The organism is Pseudanabaena sp. FACHB-2040 (genome assembly GCF_014696715.1).
GTDB lineage: Bacteria > Cyanobacteriota > Cyanobacteriia > Phormidesmidales > Phormidesmidaceae > JACVSF01.
This window is the reverse complement of sequence record NZ_JACJQO010000005.1, coordinates 559,403-575,017: the sequence shown is the minus strand read 5'-3', so window position 1 is coordinate 575,017 and position 15,615 is coordinate 559,403. Positions and strand designations below refer to the sequence as shown.

Below are 15,615 nucleotides of genomic sequence, written 5' to 3'. Positions count from 1 at the left end.
CTATTTAATATGCCTACTACGACACGTAAGCAGCGGCCTCGGCTGGCCATTACCCTAGGCGATCCGGCTGGAATTGGGCCAGAAGTGGTGCTAAAAGCCTTGGGGGCAAAACCCTGGCATGAGGTGGCTGATATTACCGTGGTTGGCACTGCTGCCCTCTTGAAGCGGGCCTACGATGAGTTGCCCAGCCTGGCCGGATTGCCGCTCCTAAACTCGCTAACGCTGCTGGAAGTACCGCTAGGGACTTCTCTAGAGGCCCTTCAGACGGGGCAGGGCGATGCCAGCAGCGGGGCGGCTAGCTTTGCTTTTCTTAAAAGTGCGATCGCAAAAACTGTGGCAGGGCACTTCGATGGCATTGTTACAGCTCCCATTGCCAAGTCGGCCTGGAAAGCAGCCGGGCACCTCTACCCCGGTCAAACTGAGCTGCTGGCCGAAGGAGCGGGCACCGATCGCTTTGGCATGGCGTTTGTAGCCCGCTCTCCCCATACGGGCTGGACGTTGCGATCGCTCCTAGCCACCACCCACATTTCCCTAGCCCAGGTGCCTCAGGTGCTGTCGGCAGACCTCTTGAGCCGCAAGCTCGATCTCTTGATTGAGCACCTGCGCCAAGACTTTGGTTTAGAGACGCCGCGCATTGCGATCGCAGGGCTCAACCCCCACAGCGGCGAGCAGGGGCAGCTAGGCCGCGAAGAGCAAGACTGGCTTATTCCTTGGCTAGAGGAGCAGCGCCACCGCTACCCCCAAGTTCACCTAGTAGGGCCGCTGCCGCCCGACACAATGTGGGTGCTGCCAGGGCAAGCCTGGTTTGGCACCGACACGGCAGCAGTTGCTCGTGCCCACGATGCCTATCTGGCGCTCTATCACGATCAGGGCCTAATTCCGGTCAAGCTGATGGCCTTTGATCGGGCAGTCAATACTACCGTGGGGCTGCCCTTTGTGCGCACGTCGCCCGACCACGGCACCGCTTTTGACATTGCGGGGCAGGGCATTGCCGACGCCACCAGCATGGTTGCCGCTATCGAATTGGCTGTTGAGCTGGTTGCCCAACGACAAAAAAACCTCACCCCGTCCCTTACCCAGGCTTAAGAGCAAGTTAATAGTGCTGGCTAAAAAGCTTAGGGCTGGTTTAACCTGCCTAAGTCATGATTCAGGTAGCTTTCTCGCGCGATTGCGGCAAAATTTGTGGCAATCGCGTTACCTTGGCCTGCTGGCCTGCAACTCTTAATCTTCTGTAAAACCTACTTGGCTATATCAGAAGCCCAGAAACCAAGAATATGCCGATTTCTTAGCCAAAAAGACCAAAATCTAGATATACAGCATTTTGAGGCCCTGCTTACAGGGAACTACAACATTTATTAATGCTGTAAATAGATGATTGGGGTGAGAATAAATGGACGTTAGCTAGCCAGACCTCTGGGAATATCAGTAATATTAGATACAGTTTGCAAAGTTTCTTGTCTACATTTCTTGATGTTCCCGCTGCAAGACCCGACGTTTTTCTAAGGATGAGGTATGCTTCAGTCTCTTCGCTACACTATTGACGTTATCCGTGACGAAGCTCGGCAACTTGTGCAAAAGGGTGCCGTCAGCCGCCAACAGCCGATCTACACGCTCTGTCGCTACATTCCTGCCCGTGAGTGGGCGCTGGTTGAAGGGGAACTGGAAACCGAGGGCTATTTACTGCGCGATCGCATTAGCGACCTGATGGGCCGAGAAGACTGGGAAAACGACTAAATTCCCTGCTCCGGAACAAACGCCTCAAAACAAACTTAATTGGGCTGGCGGCTCCTGATCGTCACCGCCTTTAGCTTCAGTCAAGTCCCATTGCAGAGGGGGTATGCTTGCCCCCTCCTCCTGCAGCTGGTGATAGACGTAACGAGCCAGCTCAGGGGAGTATTCCTCTTTTGGGCAGTGAGCAAAGAAGTACACTTCTGTTCCCTCATCTAGCCACTGCTTCAGGCGGGGCACCCACTCCTTAAAGTAGGGCTGATTCTGCGCCAGGTCTGGATGGCTGATATAGCGAACTAGGGTAAAAGGAGCCGTCACCACAGGCTGTAGGGGAACCTGCGGCTTTTTGCGTTCTGAGCCAATTTGCGGATCGTCGGCAGGAGTCTCGATGCTGTCGTAAATGGGGCGCGTGTCTAGCAGCACCCGACCGACCCCCAGCGCAGACAGCATTTGGTTCAATCGGCTAGCGACTGGGTCTTGAAACCAGTCTAGGTGCCGCACCTCCACCGCCAGAGGAAATGCCTGCCGAGGCCAGTCCGTAAGAAATTCTCGCAGATCAGAAAACAGCGCCGGACTATAGCTAGGCGGCAGCTGAATAAACAGCGGACCTAGACGCGAGCCCAAAGGCTTCAGTGACTCTAGAAACTGCAGCGCTCCTTCTCGGTGAGGCCCCAGCTTGCCCTGGTGCGAAAAGACCTTGGGCAGCTTGGGGCAGAAGCGAAAGGTCGGCGGCATTTCTGCTGCCCAACGCTCCACCGTTTTGGCATCGGGTAGGGAATAAAAAGTCGTGTTGCCTTCGACAGCTGTGAAGCGATCGCAATACAGTCCCAGGAAATCTCGCGCCTTGCTGCCCTTGGGATAAAAATTGCCCACCCAGTCCTTATAAGCCCAAACGGCACAGCCAATATAAAAAGATGTAGTCACGCCTGTTCCCCCAAAGCGCTGCGGCGGCATTCCTGAACACTATAAAGCTAAAGAATTAAACAGCCTAAATCCAGATGTCACCGCCGATCTGAGCAGGTAGGATCAGGTTTTTCTGGCTGGAAAGAACTATGAGAACCGAAACCTTTGTGGAGGCGCTTCAGCCTCAAGGAATGGTGGTAAAGCCAGGTCAAGTTGTAACGCTGAAAGAATTTGATGCCAGCTTTACCGGAACGCTGAGCAAAATTGATTCCCAAGATTTTCTGCAGCAGAGCAAAGAGCAGCTGGCCCGCTTTCAAGATATGCTCTATGCTCAAGATACCTATGCCCTGCTTATTATTTTGCAGGCTATGGATGCGGCGGGCAAAGATGGCACCATCAAGCACGTCATGTCAGGGCTTAACCCTCAGGGCTGTCAGGTTTTTAGCTTCAAAGCCCCTTCCGCCGAAGAGCTAGACCACGACTACCTCTGGCGCTGCTTCAAAGCGCTGCCCGAAAGAGGTCGAATTGGCATCTTTAACCGCTCCTATTACGAAGAAGTATTAGCCGTACGGGTTCACCCCAAGCTGTTGGAGAAGCAGCAGCTGCCCCCGACTGCCAAAGGTGATCACATCTGGCAACAGCGGTTTGAAGAAATCAATCACTTCGAAAAATATTTAGTTAACAACGGCATTTTGGTTCTCAAGTTCTTTTTGCATGTCTCCAAAGAGGAGCAAAAAAAACGCTTCATGGAGCGAATCAACCGCCCCGAAAAGAACTGGAAACTATCTCCTAGCGATGCCAAAGAGCGGGCCTATTGGGATGACTACATGGCCTCCTATGAGGATGTCTTTAATAACACCAGCACCGACTGGGCACCCTGGCACGTTATTCCAGCCGACCACAAGTGGTTTACTCGCTTATCAGTGGCCTACTTTATTGCTGAGAAGATGAAATCCTTGAATCTGGCCTATCCACAAGTTAACTCCGAGCATCTCAAGCAGCTTCAGGTGGCCAGGGAGATCCTAGAAAACGAGGCGTAGTTTAGCCAAAGCTCTCTAAGCTCCCACTCATGCCTCTGGATGAGAAAAGTGTAACAATTTAAGTCGGTCAACCTCTGCGAGCGTTTCATGCCCTTCATCCACACGCCCCCGTCCTGGCAACTGCCCGAAAAACTGATTACTCCCGAATTGGCCTTCATGAATCGTCGCCGTTTTATGAAAGCCCTGATTGGTGCCGGAGCTGGGGCTGCTACCGTGGGCCTGACTGCCTGCCAGCCGCCAGAGGCCGTAGACCCAGAGCTAGAAAAGACGCTGGGCCAACCGCTTTCGGGCATTGAGCGCAACCCTAACTTTTTGAATGCTGGGCGCGACCTAACGAAGCAGACCTACGCCAGCCGCTACAACAACTTCTATGAGTATGGCGGCACCAAAACCATCTGGCCCATCGCTCAAAACCTGCCGACCGATCCCTGGACCGTCGAAGTGTCGGGCTTGGTGAAAAATCCACAAACCTACGACCTAGACGATCTTACCCAGCGCTTTCCCTTAGAGGAGCGGATCTACCGCTTCCGCTGCGTCGAAGCCTGGGCCATGGTGGTGCCCTGGATTGGCTTTCCCATGAAGCGGCTGATGGAGGCGGTTGAACCCACTTCCCAGGCCAAGTTTGTTCGCTTTACCTCCTTCTATGATGCTGAGGTGTGCCCCGGCCCAGCCTGGGGGTTTGCCCTCAATCTGCCCTGGCCCTATGTGGAAGGGCTAACCGTTGAGGAAATGGCAAACGATTTGGCCTTTTTTGCCGTCGGCATCTATGGCCGCACGCTGCCCAAGCAGCACGGTGCCCCTATTCGCATGGTGGTGCCCTGGAAGTACGGCTTTAAAGGGGCCAAATCAATCGTCAAGATCGAGTTTGTGGCCGAGCAGCCCGCCACCTATTGGAATACGATTTCGCCCAATGAGTACGCCTTTGAGGCCAACGTAGAACCTGAAGTTCCTCATCCCCGCTGGTCGCAATCTAAGGAGCGGCTATTAGGTGAGGGCACAAATCCCTACGCTTGGGAGACGCAGCCAACAGTGATCTACAACGGCTACGGCGAGTATGTAGCTTCTCTCTACACCTAAAGCTTCGTTGTGCTGGCTCTCTTGGGGTCTCCCAAAATTCCCTGATGTGGCAAGATTGCCCAACAGTCTAGTTCCGTGAAACGACTGAACTTAGGCGAGTTCAGCTTTTTCGAGTAGGTTTGTTGGGAATGCTTGGGCTATCGTCAATCGGGTTATGTGCAATGGAAAATATTGAACTTTGGCACAACGGGCTGACCATGCTTGCGATCGCAGCCTCAATGTCCACCATCCTATCCTGGGGTATTTTAGAAGCCGCCCACATCAAAGCCGGAAAATAGAAGCACAAGTAGGTTGGGTCAAGCGCAGCGCGACCCAACACTCCCAAAGAATGCCTAACCTCAACCCATGCAAATCCTGTTCCTAGGATTTGCATGGGTATTGCTTTGCAGATTAGAAAAGAGTAGTTGTCTAAACATTTCAAGGCAAAGCCTTGGAACAAAGAAGAGTAACTCCCTTGCACTTTAATTCGTCGTACGGTTGAACTCCTTTGATTTTTCTGATACTGTCTCTTGCAAGCTGAGAAATCAGCCCATTTTGCAGTTATGTAGGACTTAAGACTAGACAGGGATTAGAGAGGATTGCAGCCTCTCTAACCCCCTGACCTCTCACCTTAATCCAGGTAAGCTGAAAGGCTAGCGTCATTTTAGACCTAGTCCTATCCCGCTGCGCCTAATTTGTAAGAGGGACTAGCGCTTAAGTTCTACTTTCCTAAACCAATACGGAAGGTAGAACAACCATGTGTGAAGAAAACAAACTCCCAGCCCGCTCCGAACTGCTTCAGTCAATTCCCCTGGCTCCTAACCAGGAGACGCTAAGGCACATTCTGCTCGGTGACTATGGTGCGATCGTCAAGACTATTCACGCCCTCGCCACCTTCAATTACGCTGAGCCGAAACACTGGACACAGCCCATCCCCACCGGCAGATCCGGCGAGTACCTGTCTATCTTGACTCGCAGAGAAGCCTCTGATGCAGCTCTAGACTAGGCCTCCCCGCCAAACGCATAGCAGCAAAGCCACCGACCGTCAGCCATCTTTTTGGCTGGCGGTTGGTGGCTGGGATAAATAGGCTCCAACTTCTCCTGAGTTATCTCAGGAGAGGGCACAAGCCTTAGAGAGAAACCGGGTTTCTACTTGGCAGTTCTAAATTAAGTTCGAGCAAGCGAAGAAACCCGGCTTCTGGTTCAGCGTAGCTTTAGGTTAAGTTCGAGCAGGCGAAGAAGAAACCCGGTTTCTGGTTCAGCTGAGCCATCTTAGGGCAATTAAAGTGGTCAAAGAGGGCTAACAGGAATTTCTCATGAACCGAGTTGTTTGGCAGCACATCCCTGTTGAAGAGTGTGGTGAACCGCTTGTTGACTTATCAAAGTTCAACTTTGTGCTGGACCCGATGTACTTCAAGCAGGGAGTAGGTGACTCGCCCGCCTGTTTCCTGCGAGAACGGGTCGCTGAAAAACTTCAACGGGTTCAAAAGAACCTCCTTGGGCACAGGCTAAAAATCTGGGACCCTTGGAGATCACGAGAGATCCAAGCTGAGCTTTACACCTATTACCGCAACCAACTCGCAGCCAAGCACCCAGCATGGGATAAGGCTCGTCTAGACCAAGAGATAGCTATTTTTGTAGCTCCGCCCTCCCCAGACATCATCCCTCCGCACTCTACGGGAGGTGCAGTGGATCTCACGCTGGTAGAGCCAAATGGTGATGAGCTTGATATGGGCACTGGCTTTGATTACTTTGGGCCAGAGGCAGCCTCACTGTACTTCGAAGAAGAGGGCCGGGATCCCCAAGTTCGCGAAAACCGCCGCTTACTGCGAGAAGCGATGTCGGCCGAAGATTTTCGATTCGACGAGTTTGAATGGTGGCATTTCGATTTTGGCAACCAAATTTGGGCAGCTGCAAAAGGTCATGCTTTTGCGCCTTATAGTGAGGTCACTGCGTTATCGAAAAGCATTCTATAGCTGGTAGCGGTAATCCACAAGGCAGTCAAGAAACCGGGTTTCTACTTGGCAGCTTTGGGTTAAGTTCAAGCAGGCGAAGAAACCCGGTTTCTGGTTCAGCGCAGCTTTGGGTTAAGTTCGAGCAGGCGAAGAAACCTGGTTTCTGGTTCAACTACTCCTGCAGTTAAAGAAACCGGGTTTCTACTTGGCAGCTTTAGGTCAAGTTCAAGCAGGCGAGGAAGAAACCCGGTTTCTGGTTCAGCGCAGCTTTAGGTTAAGTTCGAGCAGGCGAAGAAACCCAGTTTCTAGTTCAGCGCAGCTTTAGGTTAGGCGCGAGTAGGCGAAGAAACCCGGTTTCTGGTTCAGCTACTCCTGCTTGAGCAGTTCGTTTCTTTATACTGTGCAGTTTAGGTCCGAGGTCTTCTGGCTGAAGAGAAGATTTTCCCGATAATCGACGGGGCAATCAATAACGACAGGGACATCCTCTTCTAGGGCCTTTTTCAGCGTGGGGACAAAGTCTTCGGCAGACTCGATCCGGTAGCCCTTAAGGCCCATGCTTTCTGCCAGCTTTACAAAGTCGGGGTTGTTGAAGTGGACGTAGGTCGATTCGCCGTAGTGGTTGATCTGCTTCCACTCGATCAGACCATAGCCACCGTCGTTAAAGATGATTGTGACAAAAGCCGTACCGACCCGCAGGGCCGTCTCCAGTTCCTGGCAGTTCATCATGAAGCCGCCATCACCAGTGACCGCAACGACTTTGCGTGACGGGTGGACTAGCTTGGCTGCGAGCGCACCCGGTATGGCAATTCCCATCGCTGCAAACCCGTTGGAGATTAGGCAGGTGTTGGGCTTGAGGCAGTGGTAATTGCGGGCAATCCACATTTTGTGAGCCCCCACATCGGAGATCACAATATCGTCGGCTGCCAAAACCTGCCGCAGGTCGTAGATCAGCTTTTGAGGCTTGATCGGGAAGCCAAAGTCATCCGCGTATTGCTCATAGTCAGCAACAATTTCCTCACGCACTTTGAGGTTGATGGGGTCAGGGCGGCCCTGGCGATTAACTCGCTTGAGAATCTCATAGAGCGAGTCAGAGATATCGCCAATTACTTCTACGCGGGGGATATAGCTGCTGTCAATCTCGGCCTGGTTGGGGTTGATATGGAGAATGGGCAGCTTACCATCTAGGTTCCAGCGCTTGGGCGAATACTCTATCAGGTCGTAGCCTACTGCTACCACCAGATCAGCTCGCTCTAGGGCGCAGGTAATGTAGTCACGCTGCTGCAGCCCAAATGTCCACATTGCCAGGGGATGGGTGTAGGGAATCACGCCCTTGCCCATGAAGGTGTTGGCGACAGGAATATTGAGCTGGGTGGCAAACTCAGTCAGCGACTCGCTGGCTTTATCTCGAATTGCCCCGTTACCTACCAAAATGACTGGGTTAGTAGCCTGAGAAATCGCTACTGCTGCCTGCTGAATGCTTTGGAGGGAAGCGTAGGTTTTTTCCTGGCTGTCGCGCCGTAGGGGGGCACCGGGGGCCTCCATCGCCGCAATATTTTCGGGCAGGTCGATGTGAACTGCGCCTGGCTTCTCAGACTGAGCCAGCTTAAAGGCTTTACGCACAATTTCGGAAGTGATGCTGGGCCGCACAATCTGCGCATTCCACTTGGTCACGGGTGAAAACATGGCCACCAGATCGAGATACTGGTGAGACTCGATGTGCATTCGGTCGGTGCCCACCTGACCTGTGATCGCTACCAGGGGAGCCCGATCCAGCGTTGCATCGGCCACTCCGGTCATCAGGTTGGTTGCGCCAGGTCCTAGGGTAGAGAGGCAGACACCAGCCTTACCCGTCAGCCGCCCGTAGACGTCTGCCATAAAGGCTGCGCCCTGCTCGTGCCGAGTTGTAATGAACTGAATCGATGAGTGTTTGAGCGCCTGCAGAAACTGCAGGTTCTCCTCTCCCGGTACGCCGAAAATGTACTCCACATCCTCGTTCTCCAAACAGCGTACCAGCAGCTCTGCTGTATTCATATTGCCTCTACTTAACTATGCTCAAGTGATTCAGCCCTTGATGAGAATGGTGGCAGACTGTTTTGCAGAGGAGCCACCACTCTCGTCAGGTTAACGATGTCTTTATCTGGAAAAAGCTACTTAATCCAGACGGTTTTGATGTTGACGAACTCCTGAATACCCTGGCTGCCAAGTTCGCGGCCATAGCCAGAGTGTTTGGTGCCGCCAAAGGGTAGCCGGGGGTCGGACTTAACCATGCCGTTAATAAAAACAGCGCCCGCTTCTACCTCATTGACTAAGCGTTCCCGTTCTTCAGGGTCATTTGTCCAAGCGCTGGCTCCTAATCCCAGCGGCGTTGAGTTGGCGACGCGAATGGCCGTATCGAGATCCGGCACGCGAAACACCAAGGCCACAGGGCCAAAGAATTCTTCCTGATCTGCTGGGGTGCCGGGCGGGATCTGGCTGAGAATGGTGGGCGGGAAATAGTGTCCCGGCTGTAGCCGTTCTGGCAGCTTAGCCATCAGGGCAGGCACATCACCCCCGGTCAAAACGGTTGCCCCCTGCTCGGCACAGGTTTTGACCTGAGCCGTTAGCTCATCTCGAATTGAGGCTGTGGCTAGCGGCCCCACCTCGACGCCCTCGTCTAACGGATCGCCAATGGTAAGGGCCTCAAACTTGGCTTTAAGCCCCTGCTCAAACTGCTCCGCAATCGACTCTGCCACAATGAATCGCTTGGCTGCGATACAGGACTGGCCGCTATTGATCATGCGGGCGTTGGCGGCGGTTGCGATCGCATCCTCCAGATCAGCGCTGGGCATAACAATGAAGGGGTCGCTGCCGCCCAGCTCCAGCACCGTTTTTTTAATGTGCTGACCGCAGGCTGAAGCCAGGCTAGCCCCAGCAGGCTCACTGCCAGTCAAGGTTGCAGCTTTAATGCGATCATCGGCTACCAGATCGGCTACTTTGCTGGCCCCAATGAGTAGGGTCTGAAAAGCCCCCACTGGAAATCCCGCTTTGCTAAACACTTCCTCAATCGCTAGGGCTGACTGAGGCACATTCGAGGCGTGCTTTAGAAGCCCCACATTGCCCGCCATCAGCGCTGGGGCCGCAAACCGAAACACCTGCCAGAACGGAAAATTCCAGGGCATAACGGCCAAAATAGCGCCCATCGGCTGATACCGAACGAAGCTCTGGCTGGCATCGGTTTGCCCCGGCGCATCGGCCAGAAACTCGGCGGCATGGTCCGCATAGAAGCGACACACCCAGGCACTTTTTTCGACTTCGGTGATGGCAGCTTTTAAGGGCTTACCCATCTCCAAAGTCATAATGCGACCATAGGCTAGCTTATTATCTTCGAGCACTTGAGCGGCAGCGTGCATCCAGGCAGTGCGCTGCTCAAAAGAAGTCTTGCGGTAAGTTTGATAGGTCGCGTCAGCCTGCGCGAGTTTCGCCTCAAGTTCAGCATCCGTTAAGGCGTTGAACGTTTTGATCGTTTCTCCAGTTGCGGGATTAATACTGGCAATTCCCATATCCCGACCTCCTCTATGTATCGAATGAGGTCATAGCCATAAAAACAGTTTGACAACAGGCATCCGTATGGGCCTAGTTCCTAGCAGTCGGAGCCTTTCTCACTTGGGCAAAATCCGGCTTACCCTAACCGTGCCCTACCAGAATTAAAAACTAAAACAAAAAAGATATCGAAAAACTGGCTAATGACCCCAAGTTTTGTATCTCTCTTTACTGTGCCAATAGAATTATAAGCCCGCAAATAAGTTGTATAGATTGTTTATGTGCCTGGAATGTTAACAATCCGCAACCTACCGCTTTTACACATTAAGAACTTATTAAAAGTAGCTGCTATCTATCTGGCAGTGGATAACCTTTAGAAAAGATACCTCCTAACTGCGTCTCCAGCCCCATGCGACTCCCTTCGGTGTTCAATTTATGGGGCTGCTACTTCTTTAAAGGGCGCTTTTAATCTTTCTGTCGCACTATCTCTACTGCAATCTGGCCGCTGAAGTCGGGAATAGGCGGCGTGAGCTTGATCAGGCGCACTTTGACCTGGTGCAGGCGAGCATCTGAGGTGAGAACAGTGGTTGCGATCGCATCTGCCAGTCGCTCAATTAGCTGAAATCGGCTTTCTCGCATTAGCTGCTGCACTGCCTGTACGACGTAGACATAGTTGTGAGTGTCGGCTAGAGCATCGCTTTTTCCGGCCAGCGTCAGATCTAGCCAGAGCGTCAGATCAACCTCAAACCACTGGCCCAACACGTTTTCTTCTGGCAGAGCGCCCGTATATCCGTAGGCGCGAATGCCCGTGATGTGAAGCTGATCCATGAGATTGTTCAAATTTAACCTAGATCGCGGTGGGTGAAGGGTTTGGCCTGCTCGCCCGAGTAGGTGGCGACAATGTGACCCTTGCCAACAACTTTGTACTTGTAGGTCACCAGCCCCTCCAAACCGACAGGGCCGCGTGGCGGCATTTTCTGGGTGCTGATGCCGACCTCTGCACCAAAGCCATAGCGGAAGCCATCGGCAAAGCGGGTCGAGCAGTTGTGGTAAACCCCAGCCGCATCAACCTGATTCATAAAGGTGGCTGCGGCCTGGGGGTCTTGGGTTGCGATCGCATCGGTGTGGCGCGACCCGTAGCGATTAATGTGGTCAATCGCAGCCTCCAAAGAATCCACCACCTTCACTGCCAAAATTAGATCACTGTACTCCGTCGCCCAGTCTTCTTCAGTTGCCGCCGCAATATCTGGCAGCACGGCGCGGGTCGCCTCATCTCCCCGCAGCTTCACCCCCGCCGCCTGCAGCGCCTCAGCGACTTGGGGCAAAAAGGTTGCGGCTACGCCCCGATGCACCAGCAGCGTTTCAATCGCGTTGCAGGCAGAGGGGTATCCGGCTTTGGCATCTACCGCAATGGCAACGGCCTGAGCCAGATCTGCCGCTGCATCTACATAGAGGTGACAAATGCCGTCAGCATGGCCCAGCACCGGAATGCGGGTGTTTTCCTGCACATATCGAACAAAAGAATTAGAGCCGCGCGGAATAATCAGGTCTACAAAACCATCAAGCTGCAGCAGGGCGCGAGTCTCTTCCCGCGTGGTCAAGAGCTGCACCGCTGCCGGATCTACCCCCGCCGTTTCCAGCCCCTGCTTAATCGCTTTGACCAATGCCTGACAAGAGCGCACCGCCTCCTTGCCACCCTTGAGAATCACCCCGTTGCCCGACTTTACTGCCAGCGACGAAATCTGCATCACCGCATCGGGCCGCGACTCAAAGATCACCCCCAGCACCCCCAGCGGACAGGCCACCCGCTGCAGAATCAGGCCCTCGTCTAGCTCCCGATTAATCTGCACTGTGCCCACTGGGTCGGGCAGCTTAGCCACATCACGCACCCCTGCGATCGCACCTTTCAACTTCACAGCATCCAGCTTTAGCCGCCCGTAGAGCGGCTTAGCCAACTCTTCAGCCAGCGCCGCCTCACAGTCAGCCTGGTTCGCTGCTAAAATTTCTGACTCGTGGGCCTCTAGCGCCGCCGCAATCGCTTCAATTGCTCCGTTCTTCGCCTCACTCGAAAGCCCCGCCAACGCCCCAGCCGCCTGCCGGGTTTGAAGTGCGATCGCAGTTAGAGAAACTGCCTGAGAAGCTGTGGGAAAAACAGTCATGATTAGGCCCAGTAAATCCAGGGTGCAGACTGAAAGTTTACCAAAAACAGGGGGACGGGGGGATGGGGAGACGCGGGGATAGGGGGGATGGGGGAGATAGGGGGGATGGGGGTAGGGGCAGGTTTAATGGAGGACTTTACCCCTTTTCTCAATCCTTCAAGACCCGCCCAATACAGTAAACACGGCTCGCCTCTACCCCCCTTACACCAGCAGAAACCGAACCAGCACAAACAGTCCAGCCGTGGTCAGCTGCATGGCCATCAGGGGCATGCCGTAACGCAGGAAGGTTTGAAACGAGATAGCCTTACCGTGCTGTTCAGCAATGCCTGCGGCCACAATATTAGAGGAAGCGCCGACCAGAGTGCCATTGCCACCTAGGGTTGCACCAAACATCATGGCGTAGAACAGGGGCAGTGTTTCGGGGGGGAAACTGCCGGTGTAGCCCGCGCTGAGAACTTCTGGGGGAGCCATGCCCACAGTCACTAAGTACTCCTTTAGCAGCGGCACCATTGCCACCACCAGAGGAATATTGGGCACCACACTAGAGAGCAAGCCGACAAACAGCAGGAGCAAAATCGAGCCTAGGACAATGTTCTGGCCCAATAGCAGGGCGAGAACGCCCGAGGCCCCGCTGATGACACCAGTTTTCTCCAGCCCCCCAATCAGCACAAAAATGCTCATAAAGAAAATCAGGGTGCTCCAGTCCACGTCCCGCAGCACGTTCTGAATGGAGTCGATTTTGCTTTGGTGGGTTAGCAGTAGGCACAGGGTCGCCCCCAGCAGTGCCACCAGGGCTGGCGGAATGGGAACGGGCAGGCTCTCTCCAATCACAAAAAAGATCAGCACCAGGGCCACAACCACCCCCCCAAAGGCCAGCATGCGGGGGTGGTTCACCTCGGGCTGGGGCAGATTTGACAGATCGTCAAGCTGTCGGTTCCAAATCTCTGAAAACAGAAAGGGTACTAGAAATACTAGGGTTACCAGAGCCACAACGCCGCCTAGACTCAGCTTCGTCAGGTACTCAAGAAAGCTCATATTGATGGCATCCCCCACAATGAAAGTTGCCGGGTCGCCCACTAGCGTTAGCAGGCCAGCGCTGTTGGCTACAAACACCATGAGAATCAGCAGGGGCACATAGTCAACCCCGATATCGGCAGCCAGCGGCGGAATCAGTGGGGCCAGCAGCATCACCGTGGTGGCATTCGGCAAAACCGCGCAGACGGGCGTGGTTAGGGCCACGATGCCCAGCAACAGCCGTTTACCCTGGCCTTTCGCCAGTAGCACCATCTGGGTGGCTAAATACTCAAAAATGCGGGTAGGCTCAAAGGCCCGCACCATTACCATGACGCCAAAGAATAGGGCCAGGGTGGCATGGCTGCGGCCAATGTAGCTGATCGCCTCATCCAGCGTCAGCACATTCAGAAACACCAGCAAGAGGGCACCCAACAGGGCGGCAATCGTCAGGTGCAGCCATTCGGTAATGATCAGAAAAATAACGCTGGCGAAGATCGCCAGTGCTGCCAGTTGGCCAAAAGAGGTTGCGATCGCAGGCACGCCTTCCATGTCGTCTCCTTACAGACACCCAAATTTCAGACATCCAGATACAAGACCAGGGTCAGGAGATCGGCAGAAGGTGAATTTGCCTATGTCTGCAAAGACATAGGACAATATTGCTTCTAGCGAGTCTGCCCTCAATGCCGACGAAGTTAGCTGACGGGCTGGGAGTGAGAGGTCTCCCCCTCGCCTGAGGCGAGGTTTGCCCCCTTGGAAACTGGTTCCTCCGCTTCAACCCAGGGGGCTGAATTAGGCTGACTCAATGGGACAAGAACTTTGTGAGTTTCCATCGAAATTAGCATTTCTTCTTAAGTAGGGCAATCTTCTCGGCCAGAGAGAAGGCTTAAGCAGTGAATTTCTGGTTATTCCTATGAACTTCACAGCAGCGGTCTGCTACGAAGTTAAAGGCTGTTTGAAAAGTTCCTCTCAGCACGCTTAGCCAGTAAGATCCTCCCAACCTCCCTTTTGTAGGGGACTTAGGGGAATCCAGGTAAGCGCTGCGACTTCTCAAGTAGCTTCTTAATTCAGCCGCTGCTTTAGCCAAAAGTTCAGCAGGGGCAGGGCAATTCGGTAGCTTAAGTTAGGCCCGTAAATCAAGCCCTTTTGCTCCAGGCTGTTAAGGGCTCCCTGCAAACCGCCCCCGCGCGAGAGCTGATGTTTTTTGATATAGGCCTGCGACTGGGGGCTATCGGTAGGATCGAGGGCCAGGATCTCCAGTACCCGAGCTTGGGTGGGCGGTAGCAGCAGAATTAGCGCCTCAAAGGTAACGGCCATATCCTGCACTAGACCCAGTAGGCTGCGCTGAACATGGTGCGCCTGAATTAGCCCAGGGCAGTCTCTGGCAACAAAGACCTGATGCTCTAGCCAAAGTCGTTGGGCTAAGGCAATGGCATCGCCAAAGTGGCCCTGAACATAGCTGAGAAAAAGCTTTAGGGCCTGACTGTCTGGGTCGAACTTGAGTCCTTCAGTGGCCATCGTCGTGACCATCCAAGATTCAAGGTCGGCATCAGCCAGGGGGTCGAGGTGGATGACAGGTAGGCCACTGTCGTAGACCCAGGGTTCGGCCATGGTGGCAATGAGGGCATAGCTGACCCGGCTATGGGCCTGGATTTTTTGCCTGAGATGGGTCTCCCAGCGGCCCTTGCGATCCCAGGAGCGAATGTGGGACAGGTTATGGAATACAATCACCACCTGACAGTCGAGAGCTTCTGCCAAATGTTGCGGCAGCGCCAGCAGGGCCTCAAAGCGGGACCACTCATGGCCCGACCCTTCTGGCCAAGTGAGGCGGGGTGGGGAAGAAACCTGATCTAGGGAAAGGGGGTGCTCAGTGATCCACCGCTGCATTAGGGCCAGTTCGCCTAAAGTAGCGAATGTTTCTGTCAGGCTGTCGGCCAACAGCCGCAAAAACTGACTGCCGTTGCGGCACCGCAAGCAGTCGATAGTCATGATTCTAGCCCCCACTGCGTGGGCTGCAGCCTGAATCAGGGTGCGCCGCCCAATGCCGGAAACACCGACAACTAGAAAGTCGCTGTCTTGGTCTAAAAGCTGGCAGATCTGGTGCAGCTCTGCTTTTCGGCCAATCAACTGCTGCGGCAGGAAGGGACTATTGACCATGAAATAGGTTGGGCATGATTCTTAATGGCATTAAGACTTTAACCTTACACCTTTATAGCACTATTAAATAGTGCTATAAAGGCTAAC

13 protein-coding genes and 1 riboswitch are annotated in these 15,615 nt (G+C 53.8%); of the genes, 6 read left to right on the top strand and 7 right to left on the bottom strand.

Going from position 1 to position 15,615, the window contains the following annotated elements; genetic code table 11:
* Positions 1–9: 9 nt before the first annotated feature.
* Together pdxA and H6G13_RS06345 are read left to right on the top strand one after the other, a co-directional pair.
* On the top strand, positions 10–1,086 hold the full coding sequence (gene pdxA / locus H6G13_RS06350; protein ID WP_190482310.1) for a 4-hydroxythreonine-4-phosphate dehydrogenase PdxA: 1,077 nt from the start codon (positions 10–12) through the stop codon (positions 1,084–1,086).
* A gap of 426 nt (positions 1,087–1,512) precedes the next feature.
* Positions 1,513–1,734 (top strand): DUF4327 family protein, encoded by a 222-nt coding sequence (locus H6G13_RS06345; RefSeq protein WP_190482309.1) that lies wholly within the window; start codon positions 1,513–1,515, stop codon positions 1,732–1,734.
* A 24-nt stretch (positions 1,735–1,758) separates the two neighbouring features.
* Here the strand turns inward: H6G13_RS06345 and H6G13_RS06340 are convergent, their stop codons facing one another.
* A complete protein-coding gene (locus tag H6G13_RS06340; protein WP_347277438.1) occupies positions 1,759–2,652 on the bottom strand; it encodes a DUF72 domain-containing protein in 894 nt (297 codons plus the stop codon).
* A 128-nt stretch (positions 2,653–2,780) separates the two neighbouring features.
* On the opposite strand from H6G13_RS06340, the gene H6G13_RS06335 reads away from it, so the two are divergent.
* From H6G13_RS06335 to H6G13_RS06320, 4 genes are all read left to right on the top strand, one after another.
* Positions 2,781–3,671 carry a polyphosphate kinase 2 family protein gene (locus H6G13_RS06335; protein ID WP_190482307.1) on the top strand — a complete coding sequence of 297 codons (891 nt, stop codon included), beginning with the start codon at positions 2,781–2,783 and terminating at the stop codon, positions 3,669–3,671.
* Positions 3,672–3,758: 87 nt separating this feature from the next.
* Entirely contained in the window at positions 3,759–4,748 is a 990-nt protein-coding gene (msrP, locus tag H6G13_RS06330; RefSeq protein ID WP_190482306.1) for a protein-methionine-sulfoxide reductase catalytic subunit MsrP, read from the top strand.
* A 736-nt stretch (positions 4,749–5,484) separates the two neighbouring features.
* Positions 5,485–5,733, top strand: coding sequence for a hypothetical protein (locus tag H6G13_RS06325; RefSeq protein ID WP_242028166.1), 249 nt, complete (start codon positions 5,485–5,487; stop codon positions 5,731–5,733).
* A 310-nt stretch (positions 5,734–6,043) separates the two neighbouring features.
* On the top strand, positions 6,044–6,703 hold the full coding sequence (locus H6G13_RS06320) for a M15 family metallopeptidase (protein WP_190482305.1): 660 nt from the start codon (positions 6,044–6,046) through the stop codon (positions 6,701–6,703).
* Positions 6,704–7,075: 372 nt separating this feature from the next.
* On the opposite strand, the gene H6G13_RS06315 is transcribed toward H6G13_RS06320, so the two are convergent.
* The 6 genes from H6G13_RS06315 to H6G13_RS06290 form a co-directional block, all read right to left on the bottom strand.
* Positions 7,076–8,713, bottom strand: coding sequence for an acetolactate synthase large subunit (locus H6G13_RS06315; RefSeq protein WP_190482304.1), 1,638 nt, complete (start codon positions 8,711–8,713; stop codon positions 7,076–7,078).
* A gap of 116 nt (positions 8,714–8,829) precedes the next feature.
* A complete protein-coding gene (locus H6G13_RS06310; RefSeq protein WP_190482303.1) occupies positions 8,830–10,221 on the bottom strand; it encodes an NAD-dependent succinate-semialdehyde dehydrogenase in 1,392 nt (463 codons plus the stop codon).
* Positions 10,222–10,666: 445 nt separating this feature from the next.
* Entirely contained in the window at positions 10,667–11,029 is a 363-nt protein-coding gene (gene folB, locus H6G13_RS06305; RefSeq protein WP_190482302.1) for a dihydroneopterin aldolase, read from the bottom strand.
* 14 nt (positions 11,030–11,043) lie between these two features.
* The gene (locus H6G13_RS06300; protein ID WP_190482301.1) at positions 11,044–12,360 is read right to left on the bottom strand and encodes a glutamate-5-semialdehyde dehydrogenase; all 1,317 of its coding nucleotides are present in this window, start codon (positions 12,358–12,360) and stop codon (positions 11,044–11,046) included.
* A 201-nt stretch (positions 12,361–12,561) separates the two neighbouring features.
* Positions 12,562–13,923 carry an SLC13 family permease gene (locus H6G13_RS06295; protein WP_190482300.1) on the bottom strand — a complete coding sequence of 454 codons (1,362 nt, stop codon included), beginning with the start codon at positions 13,921–13,923 and terminating at the stop codon, positions 12,562–12,564.
* A gap of 117 nt (positions 13,924–14,040) precedes the next feature.
* A riboswitch (cyclic di-AMP (ydaO/yuaA leader) is annotated at positions 14,041–14,180 on the bottom strand.
* Between the two features lie 253 nt (positions 14,181–14,433).
* Positions 14,434–15,528 (bottom strand): ATP-binding protein, encoded by a 1,095-nt coding sequence (locus tag H6G13_RS06290; protein WP_190482299.1) that lies wholly within the window; start codon positions 15,526–15,528, stop codon positions 14,434–14,436.
* Positions 15,529–15,615 lie beyond the last annotated feature (87 nt).

Bases quoted from the DNA above. Each gene is read 5' to 3' on its own strand.
- H6G13_RS06320 (WP_190482305.1), top strand. From the start codon at position 6,044: ATGAACCGAGTTGTTTGGCAGCACATCCCTGTTGAAGAGTGTGGTGAA.
- msrP (WP_190482306.1), top strand. From the start codon at position 3,759: ATGCCCTTCATCCACACGCCCCCGTCCTGGCAACTGCCCGAAAAACTG.
- H6G13_RS06325 (WP_242028166.1), top strand. From the start codon at position 5,485: ATGTGTGAAGAAAACAAACTCCCAGCCCGCTCCGAACTGCTTCAGTCA.
- H6G13_RS06295 (WP_190482300.1), bottom strand. From the start codon at position 13,923: ATGGAAGGCGTGCCTGCGATCGCAACCTCTTTTGGCCAACTGGCAGCA.
- H6G13_RS06310 (WP_190482303.1), bottom strand. From the start codon at position 10,221: ATGGGAATTGCCAGTATTAATCCCGCAACTGGAGAAACGATCAAAACG.
- folB (WP_190482302.1), bottom strand. From the start codon at position 11,029: ATGGATCAGCTTCACATCACGGGCATTCGCGCCTACGGATATACGGGC.
- H6G13_RS06315 (WP_190482304.1), bottom strand. From the start codon at position 8,713: ATGAATACAGCAGAGCTGCTGGTACGCTGTTTGGAGAACGAGGATGTG.
- H6G13_RS06300 (WP_190482301.1), bottom strand. From the start codon at position 12,360: ATGACTGTTTTTCCCACAGCTTCTCAGGCAGTTTCTCTAACTGCGATC.
- H6G13_RS06345 (WP_190482309.1), top strand. From the start codon at position 1,513: ATGCTTCAGTCTCTTCGCTACACTATTGACGTTATCCGTGACGAAGCT.
- H6G13_RS06335 (WP_190482307.1), top strand. From the start codon at position 2,781: ATGAGAACCGAAACCTTTGTGGAGGCGCTTCAGCCTCAAGGAATGGTG.
- H6G13_RS06290 (WP_190482299.1), bottom strand. From the start codon at position 15,528: ATGGTCAATAGTCCCTTCCTGCCGCAGCAGTTGATTGGCCGAAAAGCA.
- pdxA (WP_190482310.1), top strand. From the start codon at position 10: ATGCCTACTACGACACGTAAGCAGCGGCCTCGGCTGGCCATTACCCTA.